Consider the following 26,331-nt stretch of genomic DNA (forward strand, 5'->3'; position numbering starts at 1 on the left):
TGGAGATTTTTATGAAAAAATTTATTAAAAATTTAATTTTAAATATAGATAATTATAAAATATATCATACAATGGCTATTTTTTCTCTTGTTTTTATGTTTTTGCTAATAGTAACTTTTCTAAACATAAAAAAAGATGTTTATCAAAAAATAGAACAAAATCGTATTTTAACAACCCAAAGATTAGAATATGGCATCTCTCTTTGGATAGAAGAGCAGATAAAAAGTTTAGAAGCAGCTACTGTGTATTTGCAAAATAATCAAATCTATCAAGATGAAAATAAAATTATAAAATTTAACAAAAATTTTCTTCAATCATCGCCAAATTTTGACTTCATTCACATCTATGTTGATGATAAATATTTTTTTGTAAATTCTGATAAAATTTTTGATTTAGAGCATAACAAAAGTCTAAATTCTGTTGCAAATATAAATAATGCAAGAACGCTTGATTGGTATGTAAAAACAAAATCTATGATGAAAACAACTATAAACAACAAAACACAACATGCGATTTTAAAAGAACGAACTATAAATATTTGCACACCTATTATCGATCAAGATAAATTTAAAGGTGTGGTATGTGGAATTCTTGGAACGAAAAGTTTATTTGATAAAATCAAAAAAATTAAGCCGCCTGAGCATTTTTATTATTTTATTGTTGATGAAAGTGGCGAAATTCTTACTAAATTAGATAATGAAAATTTAATAGCTGGAATTTCACAAACTTGCTCAAAATTAGATAATAATGAAACAACTATCAAAATAAATAATGATGTAATAAATTTAAGCACAATAGATAGATTTGATTGGAAAATAGGCGTTGGTGTAAATAATGAAAATTTTTTAAAACAAAATTTTAAAACCATATTTGAACACAGCATTGTGTTGTTTATATTTTTTATATTTTTTATGCTTGTATTAAATTTGGGATATGAGTTTATTATTCAAAAATTTGTTATTAAGAAAAATCAAATGGAAATTTTGCTAGCTAGAAAATCTAGATTAAATGAAATAGGCACGCTTGTTACAAGCATAAATCATCAATTAAAACAGCCCATAAATTCACTTAGTTTAATACTTTCAAATACAGAATTTTTTCGTCAAAATCACAATTTAAATGACGATATGTTGAAGTCAAATTTAGATTTATGCTTTAAACAGATTGAATTGATAGATAAGTCTATAAGTATTTTTCGCAATTTTTATTCTAATGATGATGCAATAAGCGAATTTTGGATTAATGAATCCATAAAATCATTGATTTTTGCGACTCATTGCGAACTTTCTCATCACAATATTACGATTAAATTTGAATCTAAAAATGACATAAAAGTTGTTAGTATTGAAAATTTTATTCAACAAATTTTATTGGTTTTAATCCAAAATTCAAAAGATGCGATAATAAGCTCACAAAAAGTATCTATTCGTCAAATTTACATACAGATAAATCAAGTAGATAATTTTGTTGAGATTAGCGTGAGTGATTTTGCTGATGGAATCGATGAAAAGCTTAGTGAAAAAATTTTTAGCGAGGATAAAACGACAAACAAAAAGTTAGGTTTTGGTCTTGGATTATATTTTTCAAAAACTATTTGTGTGCAAAAACTAAAAGGCGATTTACAGCTTGTTTCTTCACGAAACCCAACAAAATTTACTTTAAGTATACCAATAAATTTAAGGAGCTAATTTGCAACTTTCTACATTAAAACTTCTTGAAAATTTTACTATAATGATTGTTGAAGATGATGAAACTGCTTTAAGTATGTTAGAATTGGGCTTAAAGCCATATTGTAAAAAGCTATTTTTGGCTCGCGATGGCTTAGAAGGACTTGAAATTTTTAAAAAAAATCAAATAGATATGATTTTAACAGATTTGCATATGTCAAATTTAAATGGATTTGAGATGATTAAAATAATCTTATCTATAAAACCAAGTCAAAATTTCATAGTGATGACATCATATGATAGCGATCAAAATTTCTTAAATAGCATAAAACACGGTGCTTTAAATTTTATCAGAAAGCCATTAAATATGCTTACTATACAAAGTTCGCTTATAATCGCTCTTTCAAACATCAAAAGCGAGAAAAAGCAAATTAGCAAAAGAGTAAGCGTTGATTATAGTAATGAAAATATCTATCTTGATGATGAGCTGGTGTTTTTATCGCAAAATAATCATAAAATTTTCTGGCTATTTTTATATAACTTAAACAATGTTGTTAGTTATGAACTTATAGAAAGTTATGTTTATAATGATGAAAATTTTAGTAAAAAGGCTCTTCAAATGTCTATAAAGCGTATAAAATCACAACTTGTTGATATAAAATTAGAAAACATTTCATCAATCGGATATATTTTAAAAAGCTAAATTTATTTTACATTAATTTTACGATGATTGTCTAACATTACTCCATACCAATAAAAAAGGAGTGCAAAATGGATAGAAGAAGTTTTCTAAAAGGCACAGCAGGCATTGGGACATTAGCAGCTTTTGAGCTAAATTTAGGAGCTAGTGCAAAAGATATAGTTGATGGTACTGGCGTAAGTAAAAGTGTAAAAAGCATTTGCGAAATGTGTTCATCTCGCTGTCCTGTTGATGTAAGAGTTGAAGAGGGTAAATGTACCTTTATAACAGGAAATCCAAAATTTTCATCAAATAAAACAGCAGTTTGTGCAAGAGGCGGAGCAGGAGTTAATCAGCTTTATGATAAAGATAGACTTGTTAAGCCGTTAATTCGAGTTGGCAAAAGAGGCGAGGGCAAATGGAAAGAGGTTAGTTATGATGAAGCACTTAAATTTGCAGCTGATAAACTTAATGAAATCAAGGAAAAATACGGTCCACAAAGTGTAGTTTTTACTTCAAAAAGCGGAGAAAGTCATGGGCAAATGACAAATTTTGCCTGTAGTTATGGAAGTCCAAATATTTTTTCACATTGGTCTTGCTGTCCGATTACTGAAAAAATAGCTATTCCGCACACATTTGGAACATCGCCAAAAAGAGATTTTAAAAATGCAAAATATATTGTAAATTTTGGTCATAATTTATTTGAAGGTATTAACATTTCAGATACTAAAAAACTCATGGCTTTTGCAGATAAAAAAGATACTAAGCTTTTAGTTTTAGAACCAAGATTTAGTGTGGTTGCATCTAAGGCTGATGAGTGGCTGCCTGTAAAACCGGGAACTGATTTGGCATTTGTAATGGCACTTATTCATGTGTGGATAAGAGATGAAAAATATGATAAAAAATTTATTGAGAATTATACAATAGGATTTGATGAGGTTGCAAAAAGTGTAGCCAACTCTACTCCAAAATGGCAAGAGGGAATAACAGGCATAAGTGCTGAGAGTGTTGAGAGAATTGCAAATGAAATTTATTCAAAAGCACCGCAAGTTATCATTGACTGGGGACATAAAACCACTACAACAAGAGCAGAATATCAAAGAACAAGAGCTATAGCTATCGCAAATGCTTTGATGGGAAATTTTGAGAAAAAAGGCGGGTTATTTTTTGGCAAAAATGCTAAGAAATTTAATGAGCTTTGCGGAGAAGATTTATTTCCTGTTTTATCAAATCCAAACAGCGAGTTTAAAGTTCCAAAATCACCTAGAATAGATGGTTGTGGAGAAGATGGTAGCAAACACTTTTTTATTCCTAGAAAACATGGTGTTTTGATGGATATAGCTCCTGTTATTTTAAATAAAAAACCATATCCTATAAAGGGTTGGGTAAATACCAGGTTTAATCATCTTATAAATGTTGCTGGAACGCAAGATGTTATAAAAGCTATAAATGAACTTGATTTTGTAATGTCAATTGATATTTATATGAGCGATTTTAGCCAATATGCTGATGTTGTATTCCCAGAAGCGACATATCTTGAAAGAGATGAAAGCATACAAGATAAATCAGGCACTGCACCTGGATATTATATGAGAAATAAAGCAATTGAGCCAATAAACGGCACTTTAAGCGGATATGAGATATTTAGAAAGCTTGCTAAAATTATGAACATTGATGGTCTTTATAAATACAATGATATAAATGAGTTTAGAATGATTCAAGCAAAAGGCGATGCAAAACTTTTAGAAACTTTAATAAAAGATGGCTATATTTCGTGGAAAGTTCCACAAGTTTATTATAGAGAGGCAAGTTATGTTTCTAAATTTGTAGAAAAATATCCAAATGCAGCTAAATTTGTTGATGAAAATGGTGAGATGAGTTCGCAAATGAAATTTAAAACTCCAAGCGGAAAGATAGAGCTATTTTCGTTGCAAGTTGAAGAAAAGCTCCCAGGAGAAGGCTGTCTTAATACCAACAATATGGATGTTTTTGATGGACATGAGCTTTGTTTAATGAGCGGTAAAACACCTATTCATACAAACGGACATACTCAAAATATCAAAATTTTAAATGATATGATGAAAGATGCTCCAATTTGGATAAATACAAAAACGGCAAATAAAAAAGATCTAAAAACCGGCGATAAGATTATGCTAAAAAATAGCTTTGGAGAAGAAAAAGGAACCGTTTTTGTAACTGAGGGGATAAGAGAAGATACGCTTTTTGTTTATCATGGCTTTGGACATATTAGTAAAGAGTTGAAAAGAACTTATGGTGATGGAACTAATCAAAGTAAGATTTTAAATCCAGCTGACGGAAATGTTTGTGGCACAATGGTTACAAATGTTGGCGTTGATATTGTAAAGTTGTAAGGTGGATAAAATGAAAAAATATGTAATGATACACGATGAAAATTTATGCATAGGATGTCAAGCTTGTTCTGTTGCATGTAGAAATGAAAACAAAGTAAGTGATGGTGTTTATAGGCTTCAAGTACACGCAAATATGAAAGGTGTATTTCCAAATTTACAAACAAATTTTGAAAGACAAAGCTGTGTTATGTGTGAAGAAAGTCCGTGCGTGGATGTTTGTCCAACAGGAGCTAGTTTTAAAACCGAAGATGGTATAACTTTGGTTGATCCAAGAACTTGTGTTAGCTGTAAATACTGCGTTTTAGCCTGTCCTTATGATGCAAGATTTGTTGATCCAGTTAGTAAAGTTATAGGAAAATGCACATTTTGCTATGAAACAAGACTTGCAAAAGGGCTTGAACCAGCTTGCGTGACAGTTTGTCCTACAAATGCACTTATATTTGGCGATTCAAATGATAAAAATAGCGAAGTAAGTAAAGCAATGGCTACAAATGCTGTAATTTATCCTAAAGCTCACAAAGGAACAAAGCCGTCTTTGGGATATATAAAAAATACAAGAGGGGGATATCATGAATAATATGTGGGGAGATATGGCACAATATGGTGCTATTTACTGGCCTTGGCCAATTGCTGTGTATCTTTTTTTAGCTGGTCTTAGTGCGGGTTGTACGATAGTTGCACTTCTTGTAAAATGGAACAAACATTCGGATAATACCTCTTCTATTTGGGATGCTATGGTAAAAGCTGGTGCAATAACAGCGCCCGTTACTATAATAATCGGTCTTTTGCTACTCATATTTGATCTTGGTAAACCGCTTAGTTTTTACTGGTTGCTTATATCTTATAATTTTGGTTCTGTTATGAGTCTTGGTGTATTGTTTTTGCTTGTTTATACGCCACTTAGTGTGCTTTTTGCTTTTATTATTTTTGAAGATAGCATTGAAAAAAGTAGTGTTTTATCGGTATTTAGCTTTATACCAAGAATAATTAGAAGTTTTGCTAGTATATCAAAATTAGTAGAGTATATTTTATTGATACTTGCAATTTGTGTGGGAATGTATACAGGGTTTTTGCTTAGTGCTATTAGTAAAATTCCACTTTGGAATACTCCTATTTTACCTATTTTGTTTTTAGTTTCTGGATTTTCAAGCGGAATTGCTGCAAACATACTTATAGGTATGGCATTTTTTAAAGGTTCATTAAACAAAGATAGCATAAAATACCTTTTAGTTTTGGATTTGCGTGCTATACTTTTTGAGCTTCCTTTGCTTTTCATTTTATTTATAGGAATGAATTTTCAAGGCGGACAAAGTGCAGTTGCAGCCGCTCAAGCTCTTAGCGATCCGTATTATGGTAAATTATTTTGGATAGCTGTTGTAGGAATTGGTCTTTTGATGCCTATTGTTATTGCGGCTACTGCTCTTAAAAATCACGCTTATAAACCAGGATTTATAATCTTAAATTCTGTTGTTGTGTTAGTTGGTGTGATTGCTTTAAGATATTATATAGTTTATGCAGGACAACTATTTACAGGAGTATGATATAAAGATATTATTACTTGAAGATAACTATGCTTATAGACTTAGCATAAAAGAGTATTTAGAAACTCTTGGATACGAAGTTGATGAGGCTAGTGATGGGCTTGAAGCGTGCGACAAGATAGCTGCTTCAAGCTATCATCTTTTAATCTTAGATATAAAAGTTCCTGAAATTTCAGGACATGAAGTTATAAAATATGCAAAAAGCTTAAATTTACAAACTCCTATAATGATAATGACATCTTTAACCAGCATAGAGGATTTATCCTACGGCTATGAACTTGGTTGCAATGAGTATCTAAAAAAGCCATTTGAGTTAGCTGAGCTTAAATTTAGAGTTAATGAGCTTATGAGAAATATTATAATAAAGATGACAAAAATATCATAAAACTTGCAAATAACTATGAATATGATACTATTTTAAAAGTTATTAAATTTAAAAATCAAGATATAGTTTTAACAAACAAAGAGATATCTATAATAGAATATTTATTAAGCAAAATAGGTTCATTTGTAAGTATAGCTGAAATTATAGATGAAATTTGGGAAGATAAAAATGTAGATAGTGCAGATATAAGAGTTCATATTAGTAAAATTAGACAAAAAACTTATGATGATTTTATAGTATCTTCAAGAGGATTTGGATACAAAATAAATGCTTAAAAGGTTAAATATACCTATAATTGTTGCTATTTGTATAACGCTACTATTTATTTTTCAAGGAATACAAATAGTAAATTTAAGTTCTAAAAAAGATGAAAATACAGAGATTTTAAATTTAATCTACAAAAGCAAAGAGATAATACATGATATCAAAAATATACAAAACAAAAGCACACTTATATATGAATTTGGCATTTACGATAAAGATGATAATGTTTTATACTCCAAGCTTTCTATAGCACCTAAAAATAGAGATTTTCAAATTTTAAAAAGCGATGGGTATTTGTATTATAAAACATCATTTGTTGATGATGGGGATTTGTTGTTTTTGGTGGTTGCTAAAAAGCTAGATTATACTAAATTTATATTTTTAGCAACTTTAATGGCTATAATAACGATAGTTGTTGTATTTGCACTTATGTATGTAAGCTATGAAAGTATTTCAAAACCATATCAAGAACAAAAAAAACTTATGAGTATGTTTTTTAACGACGCTATGCATGAATTAAAAACTCCGCTTGGCATAGCAACTATAAATTTAGAAATGCTTGGATACAAAGATAAACACACACATCGCATAAAATCGGCATTAAAAGAGATGAAAGTAACTTACGAAGATGTTGAGTTTTTTATAAAAAATTCTTATACTAATCTTCCTAAAATAAAGATAAATTTTTCATATTTTTTGCTCTCTAGGGTTAAGTTTATAAGCACTATAGCAAATGTTAAAAATATTAAAATATTAACTAATATTGAAAAAAATTTAGAAATTTTTATGAGCGAGATTGAGGCTACAAGACTTGTGGATAACAACCTTTCAAACGCTATAAAGTATTCTAAAGAAAATAGTAAAATTTTTATAAATTTAACTAAAAAAGATGATGATTTTATACTTTTTAGTGTTGAGGATTTTGGTCGCGGCATAAAAGATACAAACGAAATTTGGAAACGCTACACAAGAGAAGATTATTCTCAGGGTGGTTTCGGATTAGGTTTAAACATCATCTCATCAATATGTAAAAAGTATTCCATAAAATATGAAGTAAATTCTATTTACGGAAAAGGAAGCACTTTTAGCTATAAAATACCCATTTATATGGATAAAATACTAGATAATATCTAGTTTAGTATCGCATTAATTTTGATATGCTATTTTCTACTTTATCATTATTAAAGTGAAGTATAATAAAGCCTATTTTGTTGTTTTTTATATCATAAAGTTCTATTTTGTAAAAATAATTTGAGTTTATTTTTGCAAACTCTTCATTTTCAAAATCAAATTTTTTTAGCGTGGTTAGTATGTTTAAATTTGCACTGCTTTCATTTAAAATGGCGTAATTTTTAACAAGTGAGTTTCTTTGAAAGCATTCTGAAAAATACTTTTGATCAACAAGCACAAATATATCATATCCTCTTCTTTTAGCTATTGTATCTAAATGGTTAAAATCAAGCATAACTTCCAAGCTTCCTAAAAATTTACTATCATACGAAATTGGAGAAATTCCCCTTATAAAAACTCCACATCTCCCAGCTTCTATGCCATAAACTGATTTTTTAGAGTTTTTTACCTCTAAAAGCGTGTGTCTAAATTTAGTCAAATCATCGCCAAATTTATCATAATTCCAACTTCTTACCAAGCTTTTTAATTCGCTTGTATGCGTGTGAAGCATAATGTTTTGATATAGTGGAATTTTGCTTAATATATCTATATAGTTATTTAATGTTGTATAGCAAAAATGCCTATCTTGAGACAAAAGACATTTTTTTATATCTTCATTTTGCGAAAGTATCAAAGAAAGTGTCATTGCATTAATGTTATCTTCTTTTATGGTGCTTAGTAAAATTTCTGAGTTTATATCAAAATATTGTTTTACCATAAACTCTTTTTCGCTTATTTTAAATTTATAAAAAAGTACTCCAAGTATAATCACTAAAATAACAGCAACTATTAGTATAAATTTTTTAAGAGTCTTTTTCAAAACATTCCTTTAAATTTTTGTTTAAAAGCTCACTAAATTTATCAAAGCTTGGTAAATTTAACTTAGCATCTCTTTGTTTTTTACCCCACATACACTCTGGAAAATAGCTGTCATTTTTAAATCTAGCCATAACATGTAAATGCACTCTTGGTAAATAGTTTGCAAAACTAGCCATATTTATCTTATCTGGATTGTAAAAACTAATCATAGTTTTTTCAACACAAATTGCAGCTTTAAAAATAGCTTTTTGTGTAAATTCTTCACAATCACTAATTTCTTTATACTCTTTTTTTGTGAAAATTTTTACCCACGGAATCTCATTAACTTCTTGTTCAACATATATCAAATCATTTTCGTAAATCACGGCATTTCCTTGCTAAATTTAAAATCCATTATATCATAAATTTAGCATTTTAAGGATATAGCTTAAATTTTATATTAATTGTAATTTCAAAACTATAACTAAGCGTAAAGTATATAAAATATATATAAATTACAAAATAAGGAGGGTTTTTATGGAACTAAAGTGGAAAGAGGCAAACTACGAAGAGTTTATCCAAAAAGCTAAAAAGATAGCAAAAGATAGAGTTTTTAATAGTTATTTGCTTAGATATGCTTATGGAATAGACGCGTCTTGTTACAGATATATACCTCAAGTTGTTGTAAAAGTAGCAAATGAAACTGAGGTTATAGAATTAATCCATCTTGCAAAGAAATGCAAAACTCCTATAACATTTAAAGCAGCTGGAAGTTCTTTATCAGGACAATGCTGTAGCGATAGTGTTTTAATCATAGCAAATGATGGTTGGAAAGATTATAAAATTTTAAAAAATGCAGATAAAATCACTCTTCAATGCGGTGTTATCGGAAGCGATGCTAATAAATATTTGCAGCCATATGGTAAAAAAATCGGTCCAGACCCTGCAACTATAGCAACTGCATTAATTGGCGGTATTTTAAACAATAACGCAAGTGGAATGTGCTGTGGTGTTTATCAAAACTCATATCAAACGATTGATTCGCTAAGAGTGATTTTGATGGATGGAACTTTGCTTGATACATCAGATGAGGTTAGTTTTAGTAAATTTTTAAATACTCATAAAGATTTAGTTAATGGTCTTTTGGATATTAGAAATGAAATTTATAAAGATGATGAGCTTAAAAAACTAATCGAAAAGAAATTTAAGATTAAAAATACAACAGGTTATAGTATAAATTCTTTTGTTGATTTTAGTGATATCAGGGATATTATAAACCATATTTTCATAGGAAGCGAAGGAACTTTGGGTTTTGTGAGCGAAGTTACATATAACTGCGTTGATGATCCTAAGTTTAAAGGTTGTGCTTTGATGTTTTTTGAAACGCTAGAAGATGCAAGCAGGGCAGTGGTTGCTATAAATCCGCTTGATAAAAAAGAGGTAGTTGCAGCCGAGATGATGGATTATGCTTGTTTAAAAAGTGTAGCAAATCTTAGTAATGTTCCTGAGTTTTTAAAAAATGTAAAAGAGGGTGCAACTTGCTTACTTTTACAAACTCAAAGCAGTGATGAAAAGATTGTTGATAGAAATTTAAAAGTTATAAAACAAACCCTTAAAGATATACCTGTTTGCATGCCAACTCTGATTTCAAAGGATCCAAACGAATACAACAGCTGGTGGGCTATAAGAAAGGGAATTTTGCCGATTGCAGCTGGAGCCAGAAAGTCAAAAAGCGTTGTTATAGTTGAAGATGTTTGCTTTGAAATAGATAAATTTTGCGATGGCGTGATTATGCTAAAAAATCTTTTTAAAAGATACGGATTTGAAAATAACGGAGTGATATTTGGTCATGCATTAAGTGGAAATTTGCATTTTGTCATAACACCTGATTTAAGTGATAAAAATGAATATGAAAATTTTTCAAATTTAGTAAAAGATATGGCTTATGAGACAGCAAATATGGGTGGAAGTATAAAAGCAGAACATGGTACTGGACGGATGGTTGCACCATTTGTTGAGGTTGAATGGGGTAAGAAAGCTTATGAGATAAATAAAAAAGTCAAAGAGCTTTTTGATAAGGAATTTTTGCTAAATCCAGATGTTATCATAACAGATGATCCGCAAATTTATAAGAAAAATATGAAGGTAATGTCGCAAATTGATGATTTGTTTAATCTTTGTATGGAATGTGGGGCTTGTGAGAGAAATTGCCCGTCAAAAAATATCACTTTAACGCCTAGGCAAAGGATAGGAGTTTTAAGAGAGCAGCAAAGGGCATTAGAAGATGGCGATATCAAACTTTCAGATGAGTTAAAAAAAGGTTTTGAGTATTATGGTGCCGAAACTTGTGCAGCTTGTTCTATGTGCGAAGATTTGTGTCCTCTTAGCATAGATACAGCAAAAATAGCACTTAGTTTAAGAAAAGCAGCTAGTGATAAAACACTAAATTTAGCAAATAAAATTTATAACAACATAGATAAAACAGTGAAAATAGCGAAATTTGCACTAAAAACAGATGAACTTGCTAGTAAAGTAATAGGAGAAAAAAATATATCTAAAATTACTTCAGCAATCCACTCAAAAATTCCTATGTTTCCTTATGCACCAAGCGTTATGCCAAGAGCAAATACTTATGAGCTAAAAAGCCAAATTTCATCACAAAATCAAACTAGCGTTGTGTATTTTACAACCTGTATAAACAGAGGCTTTGCACCAAACAAAAAAATGCGTGATACTAGGGCTTTACAAGAAGTTTTTGAAAGTTTATGCAAAAAAGCTAATGTAAATGTGATTTATCCACAAGATTTAGACAGACTTTGCTGTGGTATGGGTTTTGTAAATTACGATAGTATACAAAAGCAAAATCAAGATAAATTTTTAGATATTCTTTTAAAAGCTAGTAATGGCGGTAAATACGATATAGTTATAGATCATTCTGCGTGTTTTTATCATACGCTAAAAATGGCTGCTAAACAAAATAGCTCTTTAAAAATTCTTGACATAAGTGAATTTTTATATAAAATATCTTCAAATTTAGATATCAAAAAAATAGATGAAACCATAATTGTTCATAAGCAGTGTGAACTGAAAAAAAGTGGTAAATCTGATTACATAGAAAAACTTGCCAAAATGTGTTCAAATAGCGTTTTTGATATAGAAAGTTTTGCGTGTTGTGGATTTGCTGGAGATAAAGGATTTTTCACACCAGAGTTAAATTTAAGTGCTACAAAAAATTTATCCAAAGAGATAAAATTTAAAGCAGCTACAATAGGCGTTAGTTCTAGCTCTAGTTGTGAAGTAGGGCTAAATTCCCAAAGCGATATATCTTTTCAAAGTATAGCTTATTTGCTAGATAGATGTTCTAGTAAAAAGCATTAAAACTATTTAATATAAACTTAAATTTAGCGTAGTTTAAATAAAACTCCGCTATAATTTAAGTTTCATTTCACACACATCCATTCCTAAATTTGGTTGCAAACTGCCTTTTAAATTTTAAAATGGCAACTTGTTAAGGGGTGTGGAGGAAAAACTAAATTTCGCGATTTTTCGCATAAGGAGACAACTCATGGTTACAATGAGAGATTTACTAGAATGTGGTGTTCATTTTGGTCACCAAACTAGAAGATGGAATCCAAAGATGAAAAAATTCATTTTTGGTGAGAGAAAAGGTATTTATATAATAGATTTACAAAAAACTATTAGATATTTCAGATATACATACAATATCGTTAGAGACGCAGCAGCTGAGGGCAAAACTATACTTTTTGTTGGAACAAAAAAACAATCAGGTTTAGCTATAAAAGAGTATGCTGAAAAATGTGGTATGCCTTATGTAAATCATAGATGGCTTGGCGGTATGATGACAAACTTTGATACAATTCGCCAATCAATAAGAAAATTAGATGTTATAGAAAAAATGGAAGAAGATGGCTCTATAAACCTTCTTACAAAAAAAGAAGCTTTAATGCTACGCCGCAAAAAAGAGAAATTAATAGACACTCTAGGTGGTATTAGAAATATGAAAACTCTTCCTGATATGTTTTTTGTTATTGATACTGTAAAAGAAAAAATAGCAGTAACAGAAGCAAATAGACTTGGAATTCCTGTTGTTGCACCAATTGATACAAACTGTGATCCAGATGTTGTGGATTATCCGATTCCTGGAAATGATGATGCGATTCGTTCTATTCAACTATTTTGTGCGGAATTTGCAGAGGCAATAAACGAAGGTAAAGCTTTAAGAGATCAAGATGAGAGCGTGCAAGATGAGAAAGATCCTGTAACTAAAGAAGAAAAAGATGAGATTCTTGACGAAGCTATGAGTGAAGAAGATTTTGAAGAAGCGGAGGAAGAGTAATGCAAATAAGCTCAGCTATGGTAAAAGAGCTTCGTGAAAGTACTGGAGCTGGAATGATGGAGTGCAAAAAAGCACTTGTTGAAACAAATGGAGATATGGAAAAAGCAGTTGATTATCTAAGAGAAAAAGGTCTTGGAAAAGCTGCAAAAAAAGCTGATAGATTAGCAAGTGAAGGTCTTGTTAGTATCGCTATAAACAAAGAACTAACAAAAGCTACTGTTGTTGAGATAAATTCAGAAACAGATTTTGTTGCAAAAAATGCACAATTTATCTCATTAGTAGAAAATACAGCACAACATATACAAGACAAATCTATAAAAACAACAGATGAGTTAAATGCTAGTATGATAAATGGTGTTAAATTTGATGAAAATTTAAAAACTCAAATAGCAACAATAGGCGAAAATATCGTTGTTAGAAGATTTGCTACTGTTGAACAAAGCAATGGTGTTTTAAATGGTTATATCCATTCAAATAATAGAGTAGCTGTTATAATAGGTGCAACTTGCGAAGGTGCTGATAAATCAAAAGTTGCTGATTTTTTAAGACAACTTTGTATGCATGCAGCCGCTATGAAACCTCAAGTTATAAGCTATAAAGATTTGGATAAAGATTTTGTTGAAAAAGAATTTATCGCACTAAAAGCTGAACTTGAAAAAGATAATGAAGAGTTATCAAGACTTGGAAAACCGCTTCATCATATACCTCATTTTGCAAGTAGATTGCAATTAAGTGATGAAGTTATGAAAAAAGCTACAGAAGATATAAAAGCTGAATTAAAAGCAGAAGGAAAACCTGAAAAAATTTGGGATCACATAATTCCAGGTAAAATAGATAGATTTGTTGCTGATAATACTATTTTAGATCAAAGACTTACACTTCTTGGACAATTTTTTGTAATGGATGATAAAAAGACTATAGAGCAAGTAATAAACGAAAAAAGCAAAGAGCTTGGCGGTAAAATCACTATAACAAACTATGTTAGATTTGAAGTTGGTGAGGGTTTAGAGAAAAAAAGCGAAGACTTTGCAGCTGAGGTAGCAGCTCAAATAGGCTAAAAATGGAACTTTTAAGAGCGGAGAATTTATCTTGCGAGTATGATTACCCGCTCTTTGAAAATGTAAATTTAAATTTAAACGAGTGTGATACTATAGCTATACTTGGTATTAGTGGCTGCGGTAAATCCACTCTTTTACATGCATTATCAACTCTTTTAAAGCCAAAAACTGGCGAAGTAATTTATAAAAATAGATCAATATACACTCTAAATGACAAACAAAAACTTGATATAAGAAGAAATGATTTTGGTATAATATTTCAATCACATTATCTTTTTAAAGGTTTTAGTGCTTTGGAAAATATAGAGCTTGCTTCTGTTTTAAATAACAAAAAATTAGATAAAGACTTATGTGAAAAATTGCAAATTTCTAATGTTTTAAACCAAAAAGCTACAGAGTTAAGTGGCGGACAGCAGCAAAGGGTTAGCATTGCGAGGGTTTTAAATAAAGAACCTAAGATAATTTTTGCTGATGAGCCAACTGGAAATTTAGATAAAGCTACTTCAAAAGAAGTTATGAGTGTTTTATTTGATTATGTAAAAGAAAAAAAAGGCGGACTTATCCTAGTTACACATGATGAGCTTTTGGCTTCAAAATGCTCACAAATTTATCGTCTTGAAAACAGACAACTACAAAAATGGAGTTAGTAAATTTTATATCTAACCAAAATACTTTAACATTTATGCTACTTTTTGTTAGAATGAGTGCTTTGTTTTTGTTTTTCCCATTTTTTTCACATACTCAAATTCCTTTTGTAATAAAAACTTCTCTTTCGCTTTTATTTACAATTTTGTTTTTCCCTATGGCTAAGATAGTAAATTTTAATGATGGTTATATGAATTATCTAGTTTTTGAAATTCTTAGCGAGGCACTTTTTGGACTTTGTGCTGGTATAATTTTGTATCTTGTATTTGCAGCCTTGCAACTTGCAGGAGAGCAAATCGCCTTTGTTATGGGCTTAACTATGGCAAATGTTATAGATCCGCAAAGTGGTATAAATACGCCTATTATTTCAAATATATTAAATTTTATAGCACTTATACTTTTTTTACTTTTGGATTGTCATCATGTTGTGATAATGTTTTTTTCAAACTCGCTTGATTTTATACCACTTGGCAGCTTTTATCCAAATCCAGAGCTTTTAACATATGTATCAAAAAGTGTGGTAAATTTATTTATGTTTGGTTTTATTATAGCTTTTCCAGTATTAGCATTTTCGCTTATGGCTGATTTTATATTTGGAATGCTTATGAAAACTATGCCGCAATTTAATCTTTTGATAGTTGGATATCCTATAAAAATTTGTATGGCATATGTGGTTTTAATAGCAATTCTTGGTATAATTATGGAAGTTTTTAAAAAACTTTTACTAGCTGCTATGAATAATTTACCAAATTTATTTTTTAGCTAAGCAATTAATAATCAAATTTATCATAAAATAAAGCAGTTGGTTTTCAAAGGAGAAATTAATGAAAGTTGTTTTGTTAAATAATAACCCCGCTGTTTCAAGACTTATTAGCTTAAGCGTAAATAAACTTGGATATGATTTTCAAGAAGTTGCTTCTAGGGATGAGATTACTTCTAATGTAGATATTCTTGTGGTAGATAGCGAAATAGATGGCTTTGATTCTAGCTTAACATCGCTTGCAAATCATACTGTTTTTTTGGTGCCTAAAAATTTAGAAAATATACCAGAAGGTGGCGAAATTTTAGAAAAACCTTTCTTGCCAACTAGATTTATAGAAATTATTGAGTCTTTTTCACAAAATTCTTTTGCTGATGTAGAGCCAAAAGAAGACGATGATATCAAATTCGCTGATTTTGAAGATGTTATGAATGATATAGAAATGTCTAGTAGTTTAGAAAATGACTTAAAAGATAATTTAAGTATAGACGAAGATAACATTAAAAATGAAGATATCGCAAATAAAGATATTGATGAAAAATTAGATATAGAAAATTTAGACAATACAAAAGAAGAACATGGCGAATTATTTGAAAATGAAGATATATCAGAGGTATGCGATACGCAAGAAAATCAAAGCGTAGATGATTTTAAAGAAAGTTTGGAAAAAGAAATTTCAGATATCAATACAGATAATGTAGATGACATAGACGAAATTACTAGCATTATAGATGAGATAGATAATATGGGTGATGAAAGTAGTGATGAGCAAAATTTACAAGATGATATGGCAAGTCAGTTAAAAGAAGAGATACCTACTGAGAATTTAGAAGATGAAGCTATTCAAACAAATGAAGAAAATCAAGATGATTTTGAAAAAAGCTTAGATGAAGTTTTAGGGCAAGATGATTTACAAGAAGATGTCGTAGAGACAAATTTGGAAGAAGATTCTTTAAAAGATGATGTGAATTTAGATAGTGGTCTTGTTGATGAAAATGAAGAAGTTGGTGAAAATTTAGATGAACAACAAGATGATTTACAAGATAATTTTAAAGAAGATTTGATTGAAGATGATTCTTTAAGTGAGAATGCATATGAAGAAGATATAAATTTACAAGAAGACGAGGCACCTGAATTTGATAGCGAAGAAGCTACTTTTGAAGACAAGGTTGAAGATAAAAATATAGAGCAATTATCTAATGAAGATATACAGGATATAAACGAAATTACAGAAAAAGCTATGAAAGTAGCACTAAATGAAGAAGTTGTGGATAATGTTGAAAATAATGATGAAAATATAAACGAAGATACCAATTTAAATATTCACGATGAGCTTGATATAAAAAATGATTCTTTAAAGAAGGATATTGCCAACAAAATTAGCGATGAGATTAATTCAACTTTGAGTCAAAGCAGCATTAGAGAAGCGTTGAAAAATATGAAAATAAATATAAATATAACTTTTGAGGATAAGTAAAGTTGGCTGGGCAAATTTTAGTTATTTCTGGTCCTAGCGGTAGCGGTAAAAGCACACTTTTAGAAAGATTGCTAAAAGAAGAAGATGGGATTTATTTTTCTATATCCTCTACAACAAGAGATATCAGAGATGGTGAGAAAAATGGTGTAAATTATCATTACATATCTCAAGATGAATTTAAGCAAGGTATAGAAAATGGCGATTTTTTGGAGTGGGCTAAAGTTCATAAAAATTATTATGGAACTTCATTAAAGCCTGTTAAAGAAGCATTAGAGCAAGATAAAATCGTTATTTTTGATATAGATGTTCAAGGTTTTAAAATAGTAATGTCGAAATTTGCAGATATTACAACATCTTTATTTATAACAACAAAAGATCAAAAAGAGCTTAAAAAAAGACTTCAAAATAGAGGTACAGATAGTGATGATATTATAGAACAGAGGATTTTTAATGCTGTCGGAGAGATGGAGCATATTTTAGAATATGATTATTTCTTTATAAATGATGATTTAGAGCAGTCATATAAAAATTTGCGTTCTATTTTAAATTGTATGCGTATAAAAAGCTCTAACATAAATTTACGCGAAAGCATAAATAATTGGTTAGAATCTTAAAAAATTTAATTAAAGGGTAAAAAATGGGATTTTCAAGTATTAGCCACTGGGTTATAGTTTTAATTATTATAGTTTTGCTTTTTGGAGCAAAAAAGATACCAGAACTTGCAAAGGGTGTTGGTAAGGGAATTAAAACATTTAAAAAAGAGTTAGAAGACGATGAGGATGTTGCATCTAAAACAAAAGATAAAGATGAATTAGAAGATAAAAAAGCATAATAAAATTTAGGAAAATTTTTGAAAAATATTGTTTTAAAAGAGATAAAAAATATCTTAGGTTTTGATGTAGTTTTAGAAAAACCTAAGGATAGAAATTTAGCACATTATGCTAGTCCTGTTGCATTTTCGTTGGCAAAAGAGATGAAAAAGTCTCCAAAAATTATAGCCGAAGAATTAGCTAAGAAATTTGTTAATAGCGATATTTTTAGTGAAATTACGGCAGTAAATGGATATTTGAATTTTAAATTATCAAATAATTTTTTAAATTTACTTGCTTTAAATGCATTAAATCATAGTAGTGATTTTGGTAAAAGTGACAAAAAAGATGAGAAAATACTTATAGAATACATTAGTGCAAATCCAACCGGACCGCTTCATATAGGTCATGTTAGGGGTGCTGTTTATGGAGATACTCTATATAGAATTGGATCTCATGTGGGTTATGATATCACTACAGAGTATTATATAAATGATGCTGGAAATCAAATAGATCTTCTTGGTACTTCTATTATTTTATATGCAAAAGATAATTTATTTAACGAAAAAGTAAGTTATCCTGAAAAATTTTATAGAGGCGAGTATATAAACGAACTTGCATTAAAGGCAAATGAGCTTTTTGGCAAAGAAATTTTTTATGATGAAAATTACTTTGAAAAACTATGTTTATGGGCAAAAGATGAAGTTTTAAAAATAATTAAAAAAGATTTAAGCGATGCAAATATCTCTATACAAAACTGGGTTAGTGAGAGAGGTTTTTATGATAAACTTGATTTAACTATACAAAAACTGCAAAAAACTGGCGGTATGTATGAAAAAGATGAAAAAGTTTGGATAAAATCAAGCGAACTTGGCGATGAGATGGATAGAGTTGTCATCAGAGAAGATGGTCGTCCAACATATCTAGCCGGAGATATAGTCTATCATAATGATAAATTTGAACGCGGTTTTGATAGATGTATAAATATCTGGGGCGCTGATCATCATGGTTATATAAAAAGAATGCAATCAGCCATTCATTTTTTGGGTTATGACGAAAATAAACTAGAAGTTATTTTAATGCAAATGGTAAGTTTGCTTAAAGATTCAAAGCCTTACAAGATGAGTAAAAGATCCGGAAATGTTGTACTTATGAGCGAGGTTACGCAAGAGTTGGGTTCTGATGCGTTGAGATTTATTTTTGTTAGCAAGAAAAACGACACACAGCTAGAATTTGACATTGATAGTCTTAAAAAACAAGATAGTTCAAACCCTATTTTTTATATAAATTATGCTCATGCAAGGATAAATCAAGTTTTTGGTAAAGCTAACAAAAATTTAAATGATGTTATAGATGCTGATTTTTCAAATTTAAGTGAGGATTGTAAAAATTTACTTTTTGAAGCACTTCTTTTAAATGAAGTTTTAGAAGATGCTTTTAGCTCAAGGCAGGTACAAAAGCTTAGTGATTATCTATATGCTTTATCATCAAGCTTTCATAAATTTTATAATGATAATAGGGTTGTTGGTAGCGAAAATGAAAATGAGCTTCTAAAACTTTTTGGAGTTGTTGCACTTTGCATTAAAACTGGATTATCATTAATGGGTATAAAAGCAAAAGATAAGATGGAGCACTAGGATTTATTATTTTTTTATTAAAATTAAATTATAATTTTGTAAATTTATAAAGTTTGTTTAAGGGAGATACTATGGAATTTTTAATGGTATTGATGTTTTTATTGGCAGGCATATATATTTGGCTAAAACCACATAAACAAAAGTTGGTTTTTTGTTTTGCGTATCTTGGAATTTTTATACTGATTTTTATGATGGCATATGTAAATAAATTTACAATTTTACCAATGGGTAATTTTTAGGAGGGTGCAATGAATACAAATCAAAATATCGCTTGGGGCGATGACGAAAAATTGTTTTTCAATCTTTTTGCACTTGCTGCGTTACTTTTAGTAGCACTTCCAGTTGGAATTGCATGCATTATTTTGGGTTTTGGAATGGGCGATAGTCCATGCATTATGTGTTGGCATGAGAGATTTTGTATGGTTGCTATTTCTTTTGTTGCACTTTTAGTTATTCGTTATGGTTTTAAAATTAAATACTTAGCTAGTATTTTATTTTTAACATGCTTAGGATTGTATGATGGATTAGTGCATTATAGTTTAGATGGTACATACGGCGGATATTTGGATATTAAACAAGGCTTTGGTCTTGAAATTTTAGGTGCTCATACTCAGTTTTGGGTTGTAGTAGTGCATTTTTTTGTATTTGTATTTTTAGGTTTGATTTTATTGCTTGGAAGAAATGTTGGAAGTATTATTCATAAAAGTGAAAAAGGCGAATATGGCAAAATTTTGCCTGAATTTTTACTTGGTAAAATTGCAATTATTGTATTTGTTGTAGTTATGGCTTTTAACTTGGTTCAAGCACTTGTAACTGCTGGTTTGCCACCATTTAACGCATCTGCAACACCTTCAAGGATGACCTTTGATGTATCGAAGTGGTTTTGGGAACTAGATCATTGGTATGAGACAGAAATTGATTACAGAAATGATTGGAATCCGAAATTACCATATTTACCTAACTAGGAGATACTATGAAAATTATAAATTTTATTTTAGCCCTTTGTGTAACACTTTTTGCACATAATTTTGAGTTAGATTTTAATAAAGGTGCGGTTGAAAATGTAAAACAACTTAGTGCAATTGATAAATTTGAGCTAAATTTAACAACAAAATCGCCTGTTTTAGGGCTTGATTATCAAAATGGAGAATTTTTAATTGCAACTAAAGATTTAGAGCTTTTAACACTAGATGAAAATTTAAAAAAGGAAAAAAGTTATTTAAAAAATACAAAAGATTGGATTATTCAGTTTGAAGATGGTGTTTCAGCTGCGTATTTTAAAGATTCTATTGGAATTATGAGCTATAACAAAACTTATGCGTTTTTTAAACATGATACAAATAAGAGCAAAGAAGAAATAAATTTGGCGTGGCGTTATCTTTTAAAAGGATATGAAAATTTCACGCTTGATTTCAAAGACAGATATTACACAATACGTGCAAAACAACAATATATTTTATCATGGGATTATAGTGATTTTTATAAAGAATTTTTTATAGCTACTGTACCTGATGATATTAAGGAGTATTGGAGTATCGCAAGTTTTAGTGAAGAAGATAATATGCTTTCAAGTGAGTTTATACCGACATTTGGTGAGAATTTAAAAATCAAAGATCAAAGAAATTTGAACGATTACTACATAACTGGAATGGATGCAAATGGTGAGTTTGTATATTTGTTATCTATTCAGTATTCAAGCATTTTAAAACTTGATTCTCGTACAAGAACGATAGTTGATGTATATGTGTTTAAAGATGTTAAAGACGCTACAGCTCTTGCAATTAAAGATGGCATATTTTACATAGCTTCGAGAGAAAGTGGCAAGAATTTTATATATACTTTTAAGGCTGAGTAAGTTATAAACAATGTGATAAATTCACATTGTTTATAACTTTAATAATTTTACACAGCATTAAGTGTTTTCAAGTTGTTTTTAAATTATATTATTAATTTTTTAAATAGTATATTTTTGAGATATAAAAAATGTTATTTTGATACTTTTTTACAAATTTCAAAAATATTCCAAATGTTTTAACAGCTATTTTTACTTATTGATTTCTTTTAATTTTTTTATAATAAAAAATATAATTATTCAATTAAAATATATTTTGTTATAATCACGCTTTTTAAAAGGATAAATATGTATAAAAATAGCAACAAAGCATCTAAAAAACAGATAGCCCACGAGAAAATTTTTAAAAAACGAAAAAATAGAGCTTATATTTTGCTCGTTGTTTTGACGCTATGCTCTTTTGGTTTATCGAAAATGCAACCATTTTCTACACTTGGATTAAGCCCTCTTATAATCGCAATTATACTTGGAGCTTTTTTTGGAAATATAGCGAGAAATCTCACATCACTTCTTGTTAGAACTGGCGTGATTGCTGTTAGCACAAAGCAGATTTTAAGACTTGGAATTATATTTTATGGATTTAGAATAACTATAGATGATATTATTTATGTTGGTGCAAAAGGTGTTATTTTGGCTGCTTGTGTGGTTTTTTTGACATTTTTTATCGGATATTTTATAGGCAGAGCTTTGGGAATAGAAAAAAAATTATCAGCATTGATAGCATCTGGAAGTTCTATTTGCGGTGCTGCTGCGGTTTTAGCGACAAATAGTGTTATAAAAGGTAAAAGCGAGCATGTTGGAGTTGCGATTTGCACAGTTGTTGTTTTTGGAACTATTGGAATGTTTGCTTATCCTATTTTATTTAAAATGGGTGTATTTGATTTAGATGCTTCACATATGGGAGTTTTGATGGGTGGAACTTTGCATGAGGTAGCTCATGCTGTCGCAGCTGGAGCTGCTGTTGGAGGTGAAGGTGCAAATAATTCTGTTATCATAAAAATGCTTAGAGTTTTAATGCTTGTGCCATTTTTGATAATGATAGGATTTTTATCATTTGGCGATGAAAAAGAAAAGAGAAATTTAAAATCTTCTGTGCCGTATTTTGCATTATGGTTTTTAGTTGCTGTTGGTGTCGGCTCAATTAGTTTTTTCCCTAAATTTACACTGCCTTACATAGAGCTTTTTGATACATTTTTATTAAGTGTTGCTATGTGTGCGCTTGGCTTTACAATGAGAAAAGATGTGTTAAAAAATGCTGGATTTAAGCCGTTTTTACAAGCGATAATAATAGCTATTTGGCTTTTGGCTTTTGGATATTTATCTGTAAAATATTTTATATAAAATTAATGTTAAATAAAAATATTATTATTTTAATTAATTATAGGTTTATGCAATTTAATTATAATTTTGTTGCTAAATCAAACACAAGGATATAAAAATGAAAAAATTAGTTATCGCTACTATGTTAGCATGTTTTACCGCTGGATCAGTTTTTGGGGCTGATGGTGCTACTATTTTTAAAAAATGCGCAGTTTGCCATGGTACTAAAGCTGAAAAAAGCTATCTAAACAAAGTTCCTGTTTTAACAACAATTGAGCCAGAAAAAAGACTTGAAAATATGAAAGGTTATAAAGCTGGCACAATAGGTGATGGTAAAGGACTATTTGGCATGGGTCTTGTTATGAAAGGTCAAATGGCTACTTTATCTGAAGAGGATATGAAAGCGGTAAATGATTATATTTCAACATTGAAATAATCTAATCTATCGGGAAGCTCTTGCTTCCTGATTTTTTTACTTATGTTTTTAATATTTATAATATCAATTTAATTAATCATAAATTTACTAAATTTAATTATAATTTTAAAACTAAATCAAATAAAGGATATAAAATGAAAAAGTTAGTTATAGCTAGTATGTTAGCATGTTTTACCGCCGGCTCAATTTTTGCAGCTGATGGTGCTACTATTTATAAAAAATGTATAGCATGTCATGGTGCTAAAGCTGAAAAAAGCTATCTAAATAAAGTTCCAGTACTTACACAAGTTGATCCTGCAACAAGACTTGAAGATATGAAAGCTTATAAAGCCGGAACAGTAAATGGCGGTAAAGGTAAATTTAATATGGGTGCTGTTATGAAACTTCAAATGTCTTCACTATCTGAAGAAGATATGAAAGCAGTAAATGATTATATTTCAACATTGAAATAATTTAATCCATCGGGAAGCTCTTGCTTTCCGACTTTTTTTTCAAAGCTTCTTTTTTCTTTATTTCCATATTATACGCATCGTTTAGTGCGTCTTCTCCATCATTTTGAGTTGCTCTTAAAAATTTATCATGATCGTCAAATTGTCTATTTTTTAAAGCCCAAAGCAAAGCCCCTAAGGCTATAAGACCAAGCAATATTGACACACTTAGCATTAAAGCTATTATTTCTACACTCATTTTATCTCCTTTATACTTTTTATGCGAAGTGCATTTAACACAACTATTATAGAGCTAAAAGACATCGATAGTGCTGCAAATAGCGGTATTATATATCCACACATTGCAAGGGGAATGGTAAGAGAGTTGTATATTAGTGAGAAGATAAGATTTTGCTTGATTATTTTATATGTGCGTTTGGCTATTAAAAAAGCATTTTTTAAATTTAGTATTTCATTTCCAAGTAAAACTATATCGCTTTTTTCCAAGCTTATATCAGCCCCATTTCCAACACATATAGAAACTCTTGCATAACTTAGTGCCAATGCGTCGTTTATGCCGTCTCCTACCATCGCAACGCTGTGACCTTTTTTATTTAAATTTTCTATAAATTGTGCTTTTTGTATAGGTAAAAGTTCGCTTTTATACTCTTGTATTTTTAAATTTCGTGCTACTTCTTTTACCACATTTTCATTATCCCCACTTAGCATTATCGTTTTTAGACCATTTTCTTTTAATGATTTTATAAGTTCATATGCATTATCTTTGATTTCATCTTTTAGTTCAAATTTAGCTACTATTTTATTATTTAAAACAAAAAAGTAGTTACTAAAATTACTTTTTTGACAATCAAAGCCAAGTTCTTTCATAAGATTGTAGCTTCCACCATAAATTATTTTATTTTCAAATTTAGCACTCATTCCTTTTGCTGTTATATCTTTTATCTCACTAAGTTTTAATATGTGTAAATTTTCATAACTATTTTTTATATACTCTTTTATGGTAATGCTTATTGGGTGGTTTGAGGCTAAAACAAGTGAATAAAGTAAGTTTATGTCAAACTCTTCATAAATTTCAGCTTTGCTAACGCTAAGTTTTGCTTTTGTAAGTGTTCCTGTTTTATCAAAAATAACCGTATCGCATTTTGATAAATCTTCTATAAATTTAGCTTCTTTAAAAAGAATACCCTTTTTTAAAGCCACATTTAATCCAACTATCGATGAAATCGGTGTAGCAAGCGCTATCGCACAAGGACAAGCTATGATAATAACAGATATAAAAATAAGCATAGATATGGAAAAATTTCCAGTTTTTGCATACCAAAAAATAAAACTTATAGCCCCTAAAATCAAAATTGCAAGAGAAAATTTAGATGATATGGCATTTGCGATATTTTGAATTATTGGTTTTTTAGAAGTAGCGTTTTGAAGTAAATTTATGATTTTTGATAAAGTAGAGTTTTTAAATTCATTTTTAGCTTCGTAAGTTAAACTGCCATTTAAACATATCGCTCCACTTGTTATTTCATCGTCTTTTGTTTTATACACAGGAATACTTTCTCCGCTTAAACTTGAATAATCAAAACTTCCTTCACCGCTTAATACAACGCCATCGATTAAAACCTTTTGTCCGCTATTTAGTATGATAATTTCGCCTTTTTTTATCTCGTTTATGTTTTTTTCCACACTTTTTCCATCTTGCAACACAAAGATGCCCGAGACCATAAAAGAACTTAGAGAATCAAGAGTATCTGTGGCTCTTTTTTGACTTAAAATTTCTAAATATTTTCCTATAAAAACAAATGTGATTATCATTGCAACAGAGTCAAAATATGTCTCGCCGACTCTTGAAAACATAGCATATATAGAATAAACATAAGCTATACTTGCCCCACTTGCTACAAGCAGATCCATATTTGGCATTTTGGTTTTTAAAGCCATTATGGCACCTTTGAAAAACACGCTTCCAGTATAAAACAGCACAAGCGTAGCAAGTGTAAATTCCCCAAATGCTAATACGCTTTTTATATCTTTATCTATGCCGCTAAAATATCCGGCATAATTTGCTATAGCAATCCACATAATATTCATAATGCCAAAAATTCCAACTAGAAGTTTTGCATAAAATTCTCTTCTTAGTGAGTTTGCCCTTATTTCCGCACGAGTTGCATCATATGGCGTTGGATTGTAGCCGATTAGTTTAATTTTTTCAAATATCTCTTTTAGCGAAATTTCATTACTATCCCAGACGATTTTAGCTTTGTTTGTAGTAGCGTTTATGTCAGCTTCTATAACCCCTTTTGTATTAAAAAGTATTTTTTCATTTAGCCAAATACAAGCAAGGCAGTGAATTCCTTCTATTATTATGTAAATTTCATCAAAGCCATCATCTGTTTTTGTAACATAGTTTTTATATATATAATCTATACTATCAGCAATTGTTGTGCTCTGTGTTACAGGTTGAAGCGTATTTTTACCAAGTCTATCGTAAAACTCACCAAAACCAGACTCATTTAAGATATGATAAACATTTTTACAACCATTGCAGCAAAATTTAAGTCCATTTTCATCGCTTATCATAGAATTTGTATCAAATTTAAGTTTGCAGTGTTCGCATTTTTGTTGACTCATAAAATTTTCTTTAAAATGTTAATTTTT

25 protein-coding genes and 1 pseudogene are annotated in these 26,331 nt (G+C 29.7%); 22 read left to right on the plus strand and 4 right to left on the minus strand.

From position 1 onward, the window contains the following. Nucleotides 1-11 precede the first annotated feature (11 nt). The 7 genes and pseudogenes from CSPT_RS02355 (at nt 12) to CSPT_RS02385 (ending at nt 8,042) form a co-directional block, all read left to right on the plus strand. Nucleotides 12-1,688, plus strand: a complete 1,677-nt coding sequence (locus tag CSPT_RS02355) for a sensor histidine kinase (protein ID WP_089182126.1) — start codon at nt 12-14, stop codon at nt 1,686-1,688. A gap of 1 nt (nt 1,689) precedes the next feature. Further along, entirely contained in the window at nt 1,690-2,370 is a 681-nt protein-coding gene (locus CSPT_RS02360; protein WP_235610077.1) for a response regulator transcription factor, read from the plus strand. A gap of 68 nt (nt 2,371-2,438) precedes the next feature. Next, on the plus strand, nt 2,439-4,718 hold the full coding sequence (gene phsA / locus CSPT_RS02365) for a thiosulfate reductase PhsA (RefSeq protein WP_089182127.1): 2,280 nt from the start codon (nt 2,439-2,441) through the stop codon (nt 4,716-4,718). Between the two features lie 10 nt (nt 4,719-4,728). Continuing rightward, nucleotides 4,729-5,295 carry a 4Fe-4S dicluster domain-containing protein gene (locus tag CSPT_RS02370; RefSeq protein ID WP_089182128.1) on the plus strand — a complete coding sequence of 189 codons (567 nt, stop codon included), beginning with the start codon at nt 4,729-4,731 and terminating at the stop codon, nt 5,293-5,295. After that, the gene (nrfD, locus tag CSPT_RS02375) at nt 5,288-6,259 is read left to right on the plus strand and encodes an NrfD/PsrC family molybdoenzyme membrane anchor subunit (RefSeq protein WP_089182129.1); all 972 of its coding nucleotides are present in this window, start codon (nt 5,288-5,290) and stop codon (nt 6,257-6,259) included. The genes CSPT_RS02370 and nrfD overlap by 8 nt, the downstream gene beginning before the upstream one ends. A gap of 1 nt (nt 6,260) precedes the next feature. Further along, nucleotides 6,261-6,919, plus strand: a pseudogene (locus CSPT_RS02380) (response regulator transcription factor). After that, nucleotides 6,912-8,042 carry a sensor histidine kinase gene (locus CSPT_RS02385; RefSeq protein ID WP_235610078.1) on the plus strand — a complete coding sequence of 377 codons (1,131 nt, stop codon included), beginning with the start codon at nt 6,912-6,914 and terminating at the stop codon, nt 8,040-8,042. Before CSPT_RS02380 ends, CSPT_RS02385 begins: the two are co-directional and overlap by 8 nt. Nucleotide 8,043: 1 nt before the next feature. Here the strand turns inward: CSPT_RS02385 and CSPT_RS02390 are convergent, their stop codons facing one another. Both CSPT_RS02390 and CSPT_RS02395 read right to left on the minus strand, forming a co-directional pair. Next, the gene (locus CSPT_RS02390) at nt 8,044-8,898 is read right to left on the minus strand and encodes a cache domain-containing protein (RefSeq protein WP_089182130.1); all 855 of its coding nucleotides are present in this window, start codon (nt 8,896-8,898) and stop codon (nt 8,044-8,046) included. Beyond that, entirely contained in the window at nt 8,882-9,262 is a 381-nt protein-coding gene (locus CSPT_RS02395; protein ID WP_089182131.1) for an HIT family protein, read from the minus strand. Before CSPT_RS02395 ends, CSPT_RS02390 begins: the two co-directional genes overlap by 17 nt. A gap of 151 nt (nt 9,263-9,413) precedes the next feature. Between CSPT_RS02395 and CSPT_RS02400 the strand changes: the two genes are divergently transcribed. The 15 genes from CSPT_RS02400 to CSPT_RS02465 all read left to right on the plus strand — a co-directional run bounded on the left by CSPT_RS02400 (nt 9,414) and on the right by CSPT_RS02465 (nt 23,679). Next, nucleotides 9,414-12,254: an FAD-binding and (Fe-S)-binding domain-containing protein gene (locus CSPT_RS02400; RefSeq protein WP_089182132.1), complete on the plus strand. Its 2,841-nt coding sequence runs from the start codon at nt 9,414-9,416 to the stop codon at nt 12,252-12,254. Between the two features lie 187 nt (nt 12,255-12,441). After that, complete coding sequence (gene rpsB / locus CSPT_RS02405) at nt 12,442-13,233, plus strand: 30S ribosomal protein S2 (protein WP_089182133.1); 792 nt, start codon at nt 12,442-12,444, stop codon at nt 13,231-13,233. Continuing rightward, entirely contained in the window at nt 13,233-14,291 is a 1,059-nt protein-coding gene (gene tsf / locus CSPT_RS02410; RefSeq protein ID WP_089182134.1) for a translation elongation factor Ts, read from the plus strand. Before rpsB ends, tsf begins: the two co-directional genes overlap by 1 nt. Nucleotides 14,292-14,293: 2 nt before the next feature. Next, entirely contained in the window at nt 14,294-14,938 is a 645-nt protein-coding gene (locus tag CSPT_RS02415) for an ABC transporter ATP-binding protein (RefSeq protein ID WP_089182135.1), read from the plus strand. Continuing rightward, nucleotides 14,929-15,702: a flagellar biosynthetic protein FliR gene (gene fliR / locus CSPT_RS02420; protein WP_089182136.1), complete on the plus strand. Its 774-nt coding sequence runs from the start codon at nt 14,929-14,931 to the stop codon at nt 15,700-15,702. Before CSPT_RS02415 ends, fliR begins: the two co-directional genes overlap by 10 nt. A gap of 58 nt (nt 15,703-15,760) precedes the next feature. Further along, nucleotides 15,761-17,173: a hypothetical protein gene (locus CSPT_RS02425; protein WP_089182137.1), complete on the plus strand. Its 1,413-nt coding sequence runs from the start codon at nt 15,761-15,763 to the stop codon at nt 17,171-17,173. 2 nt (nt 17,174-17,175) lie between these two features. After that, nucleotides 17,176-17,787: a guanylate kinase gene (gene gmk / locus CSPT_RS02430; RefSeq protein ID WP_089182138.1), complete on the plus strand. Its 612-nt coding sequence runs from the start codon at nt 17,176-17,178 to the stop codon at nt 17,785-17,787. 23 nt (nt 17,788-17,810) lie between these two features. Beyond that, entirely contained in the window at nt 17,811-18,005 is a 195-nt protein-coding gene (tatA, locus tag CSPT_RS02435) for a twin-arginine translocase TatA/TatE family subunit (protein ID WP_089182139.1), read from the plus strand. 18 nt (nt 18,006-18,023) lie between these two features. After that, nucleotides 18,024-19,619 (plus strand): arginine--tRNA ligase, encoded by a 1,596-nt coding sequence (gene argS, locus CSPT_RS02440; protein WP_089182140.1) that lies wholly within the window; start codon nt 18,024-18,026, stop codon nt 19,617-19,619. A gap of 71 nt (nt 19,620-19,690) precedes the next feature. Further along, nucleotides 19,691-19,858 carry a hypothetical protein gene (locus CSPT_RS09040; RefSeq protein WP_161492071.1) on the plus strand — a complete coding sequence of 56 codons (168 nt, stop codon included), beginning with the start codon at nt 19,691-19,693 and terminating at the stop codon, nt 19,856-19,858. Between the two features lie 9 nt (nt 19,859-19,867). Further along, nucleotides 19,868-20,584: a disulfide bond formation protein B gene (locus CSPT_RS02445; RefSeq protein ID WP_089182141.1), complete on the plus strand. Its 717-nt coding sequence runs from the start codon at nt 19,868-19,870 to the stop codon at nt 20,582-20,584. Nucleotides 20,585-20,592: 8 nt separating this feature from the next. Next, nucleotides 20,593-21,474: a hypothetical protein gene (locus CSPT_RS02450; protein WP_089182142.1), complete on the plus strand. Its 882-nt coding sequence runs from the start codon at nt 20,593-20,595 to the stop codon at nt 21,472-21,474. 285 nt (nt 21,475-21,759) lie between these two features. Then, entirely contained in the window at nt 21,760-22,812 is a 1,053-nt protein-coding gene (locus tag CSPT_RS02455; RefSeq protein WP_181892285.1) for a YeiH family protein, read from the plus strand. Between the two features lie 97 nt (nt 22,813-22,909). Beyond that, nucleotides 22,910-23,227, plus strand: a complete 318-nt coding sequence (locus CSPT_RS02460) for a c-type cytochrome (RefSeq protein ID WP_089182143.1) — start codon at nt 22,910-22,912, stop codon at nt 23,225-23,227. Nucleotides 23,228-23,361: 134 nt separating this feature from the next. Beyond that, complete coding sequence (locus CSPT_RS02465) at nt 23,362-23,679, plus strand: c-type cytochrome (RefSeq protein ID WP_089182144.1); 318 nt, start codon at nt 23,362-23,364, stop codon at nt 23,677-23,679. Between the two features lies 1 nt (nt 23,680). Here CSPT_RS02465 and ccoS read toward each other — a convergent pair whose 3' ends face one another. Together ccoS and CSPT_RS02475 are read right to left on the minus strand one after the other, a co-directional pair. Beyond that, nucleotides 23,681-23,914 (minus strand): cbb3-type cytochrome oxidase assembly protein CcoS, encoded by a 234-nt coding sequence (ccoS, locus tag CSPT_RS02470; protein ID WP_089182145.1) that lies wholly within the window; start codon nt 23,912-23,914, stop codon nt 23,681-23,683. Further along, entirely contained in the window at nt 23,911-26,304 is a 2,394-nt protein-coding gene (locus tag CSPT_RS02475) for a heavy metal translocating P-type ATPase (RefSeq protein WP_089182146.1), read from the minus strand. Before CSPT_RS02475 ends, ccoS begins: the two co-directional genes overlap by 4 nt. Between the last annotated feature and the right edge of the window lie 27 nt (nt 26,305-26,331).

The sequence above is a fragment of the Campylobacter sputorum subsp. sputorum genome (assembly GCF_008245005.1).
GTDB lineage: Bacteria > Campylobacterota > Campylobacteria > Campylobacterales > Campylobacteraceae > Campylobacter_F > Campylobacter_F sputorum.

Coding starts and splice junctions, on each gene's coding strand:
- CSPT_RS02355 (WP_089182126.1), top strand. CDS start 12: ATGAAAAAATTTATTAAAAATTTAATTTTAAATATAGATAATTATAAA.
- phsA (WP_089182127.1), top strand. CDS start 2,439: ATGGATAGAAGAAGTTTTCTAAAAGGCACAGCAGGCATTGGGACATTA.
- CSPT_RS02370 (WP_089182128.1), top strand. CDS start 4,729: ATGAAAAAATATGTAATGATACACGATGAAAATTTATGCATAGGATGT.
- nrfD (WP_089182129.1), top strand. CDS start 5,288: ATGAATAATATGTGGGGAGATATGGCACAATATGGTGCTATTTACTGG.
- CSPT_RS02385 (WP_235610078.1), top strand. CDS start 6,912: ATGCTTAAAAGGTTAAATATACCTATAATTGTTGCTATTTGTATAACG.
- CSPT_RS02400 (WP_089182132.1), top strand. CDS start 9,414: ATGGAACTAAAGTGGAAAGAGGCAAACTACGAAGAGTTTATCCAAAAA.
- rpsB (WP_089182133.1), top strand. CDS start 12,442: ATGGTTACAATGAGAGATTTACTAGAATGTGGTGTTCATTTTGGTCAC.
- tsf (WP_089182134.1), top strand. CDS start 13,233: ATGCAAATAAGCTCAGCTATGGTAAAAGAGCTTCGTGAAAGTACTGGA.
- CSPT_RS02415 (WP_089182135.1), top strand. CDS start 14,294: ATGGAACTTTTAAGAGCGGAGAATTTATCTTGCGAGTATGATTACCCG.
- fliR (WP_089182136.1), top strand. CDS start 14,929: ATGGAGTTAGTAAATTTTATATCTAACCAAAATACTTTAACATTTATG.
- CSPT_RS02425 (WP_089182137.1), top strand. CDS start 15,761: ATGAAAGTTGTTTTGTTAAATAATAACCCCGCTGTTTCAAGACTTATT.
- tatA (WP_089182139.1), top strand. CDS start 17,811: ATGGGATTTTCAAGTATTAGCCACTGGGTTATAGTTTTAATTATTATA.
- CSPT_RS09040 (WP_161492071.1), top strand. CDS start 19,691: ATGGAATTTTTAATGGTATTGATGTTTTTATTGGCAGGCATATATATT.
- CSPT_RS02445 (WP_089182141.1), top strand. CDS start 19,868: ATGAATACAAATCAAAATATCGCTTGGGGCGATGACGAAAAATTGTTT.
- CSPT_RS02450 (WP_089182142.1), top strand. CDS start 20,593: ATGAAAATTATAAATTTTATTTTAGCCCTTTGTGTAACACTTTTTGCA.
- CSPT_RS02455 (WP_181892285.1), top strand. CDS start 21,760: ATGTATAAAAATAGCAACAAAGCATCTAAAAAACAGATAGCCCACGAG.
- CSPT_RS02460 (WP_089182143.1), top strand. CDS start 22,910: ATGAAAAAATTAGTTATCGCTACTATGTTAGCATGTTTTACCGCTGGA.
- CSPT_RS02465 (WP_089182144.1), top strand. CDS start 23,362: ATGAAAAAGTTAGTTATAGCTAGTATGTTAGCATGTTTTACCGCCGGC.
- ccoS (WP_089182145.1), bottom strand. CDS start 23,914: ATGAGTGTAGAAATAATAGCTTTAATGCTAAGTGTGTCAATATTGCTT.
- CSPT_RS02475 (WP_089182146.1), bottom strand. CDS start 26,304: ATGAGTCAACAAAAATGCGAACACTGCAAACTTAAATTTGATACAAAT.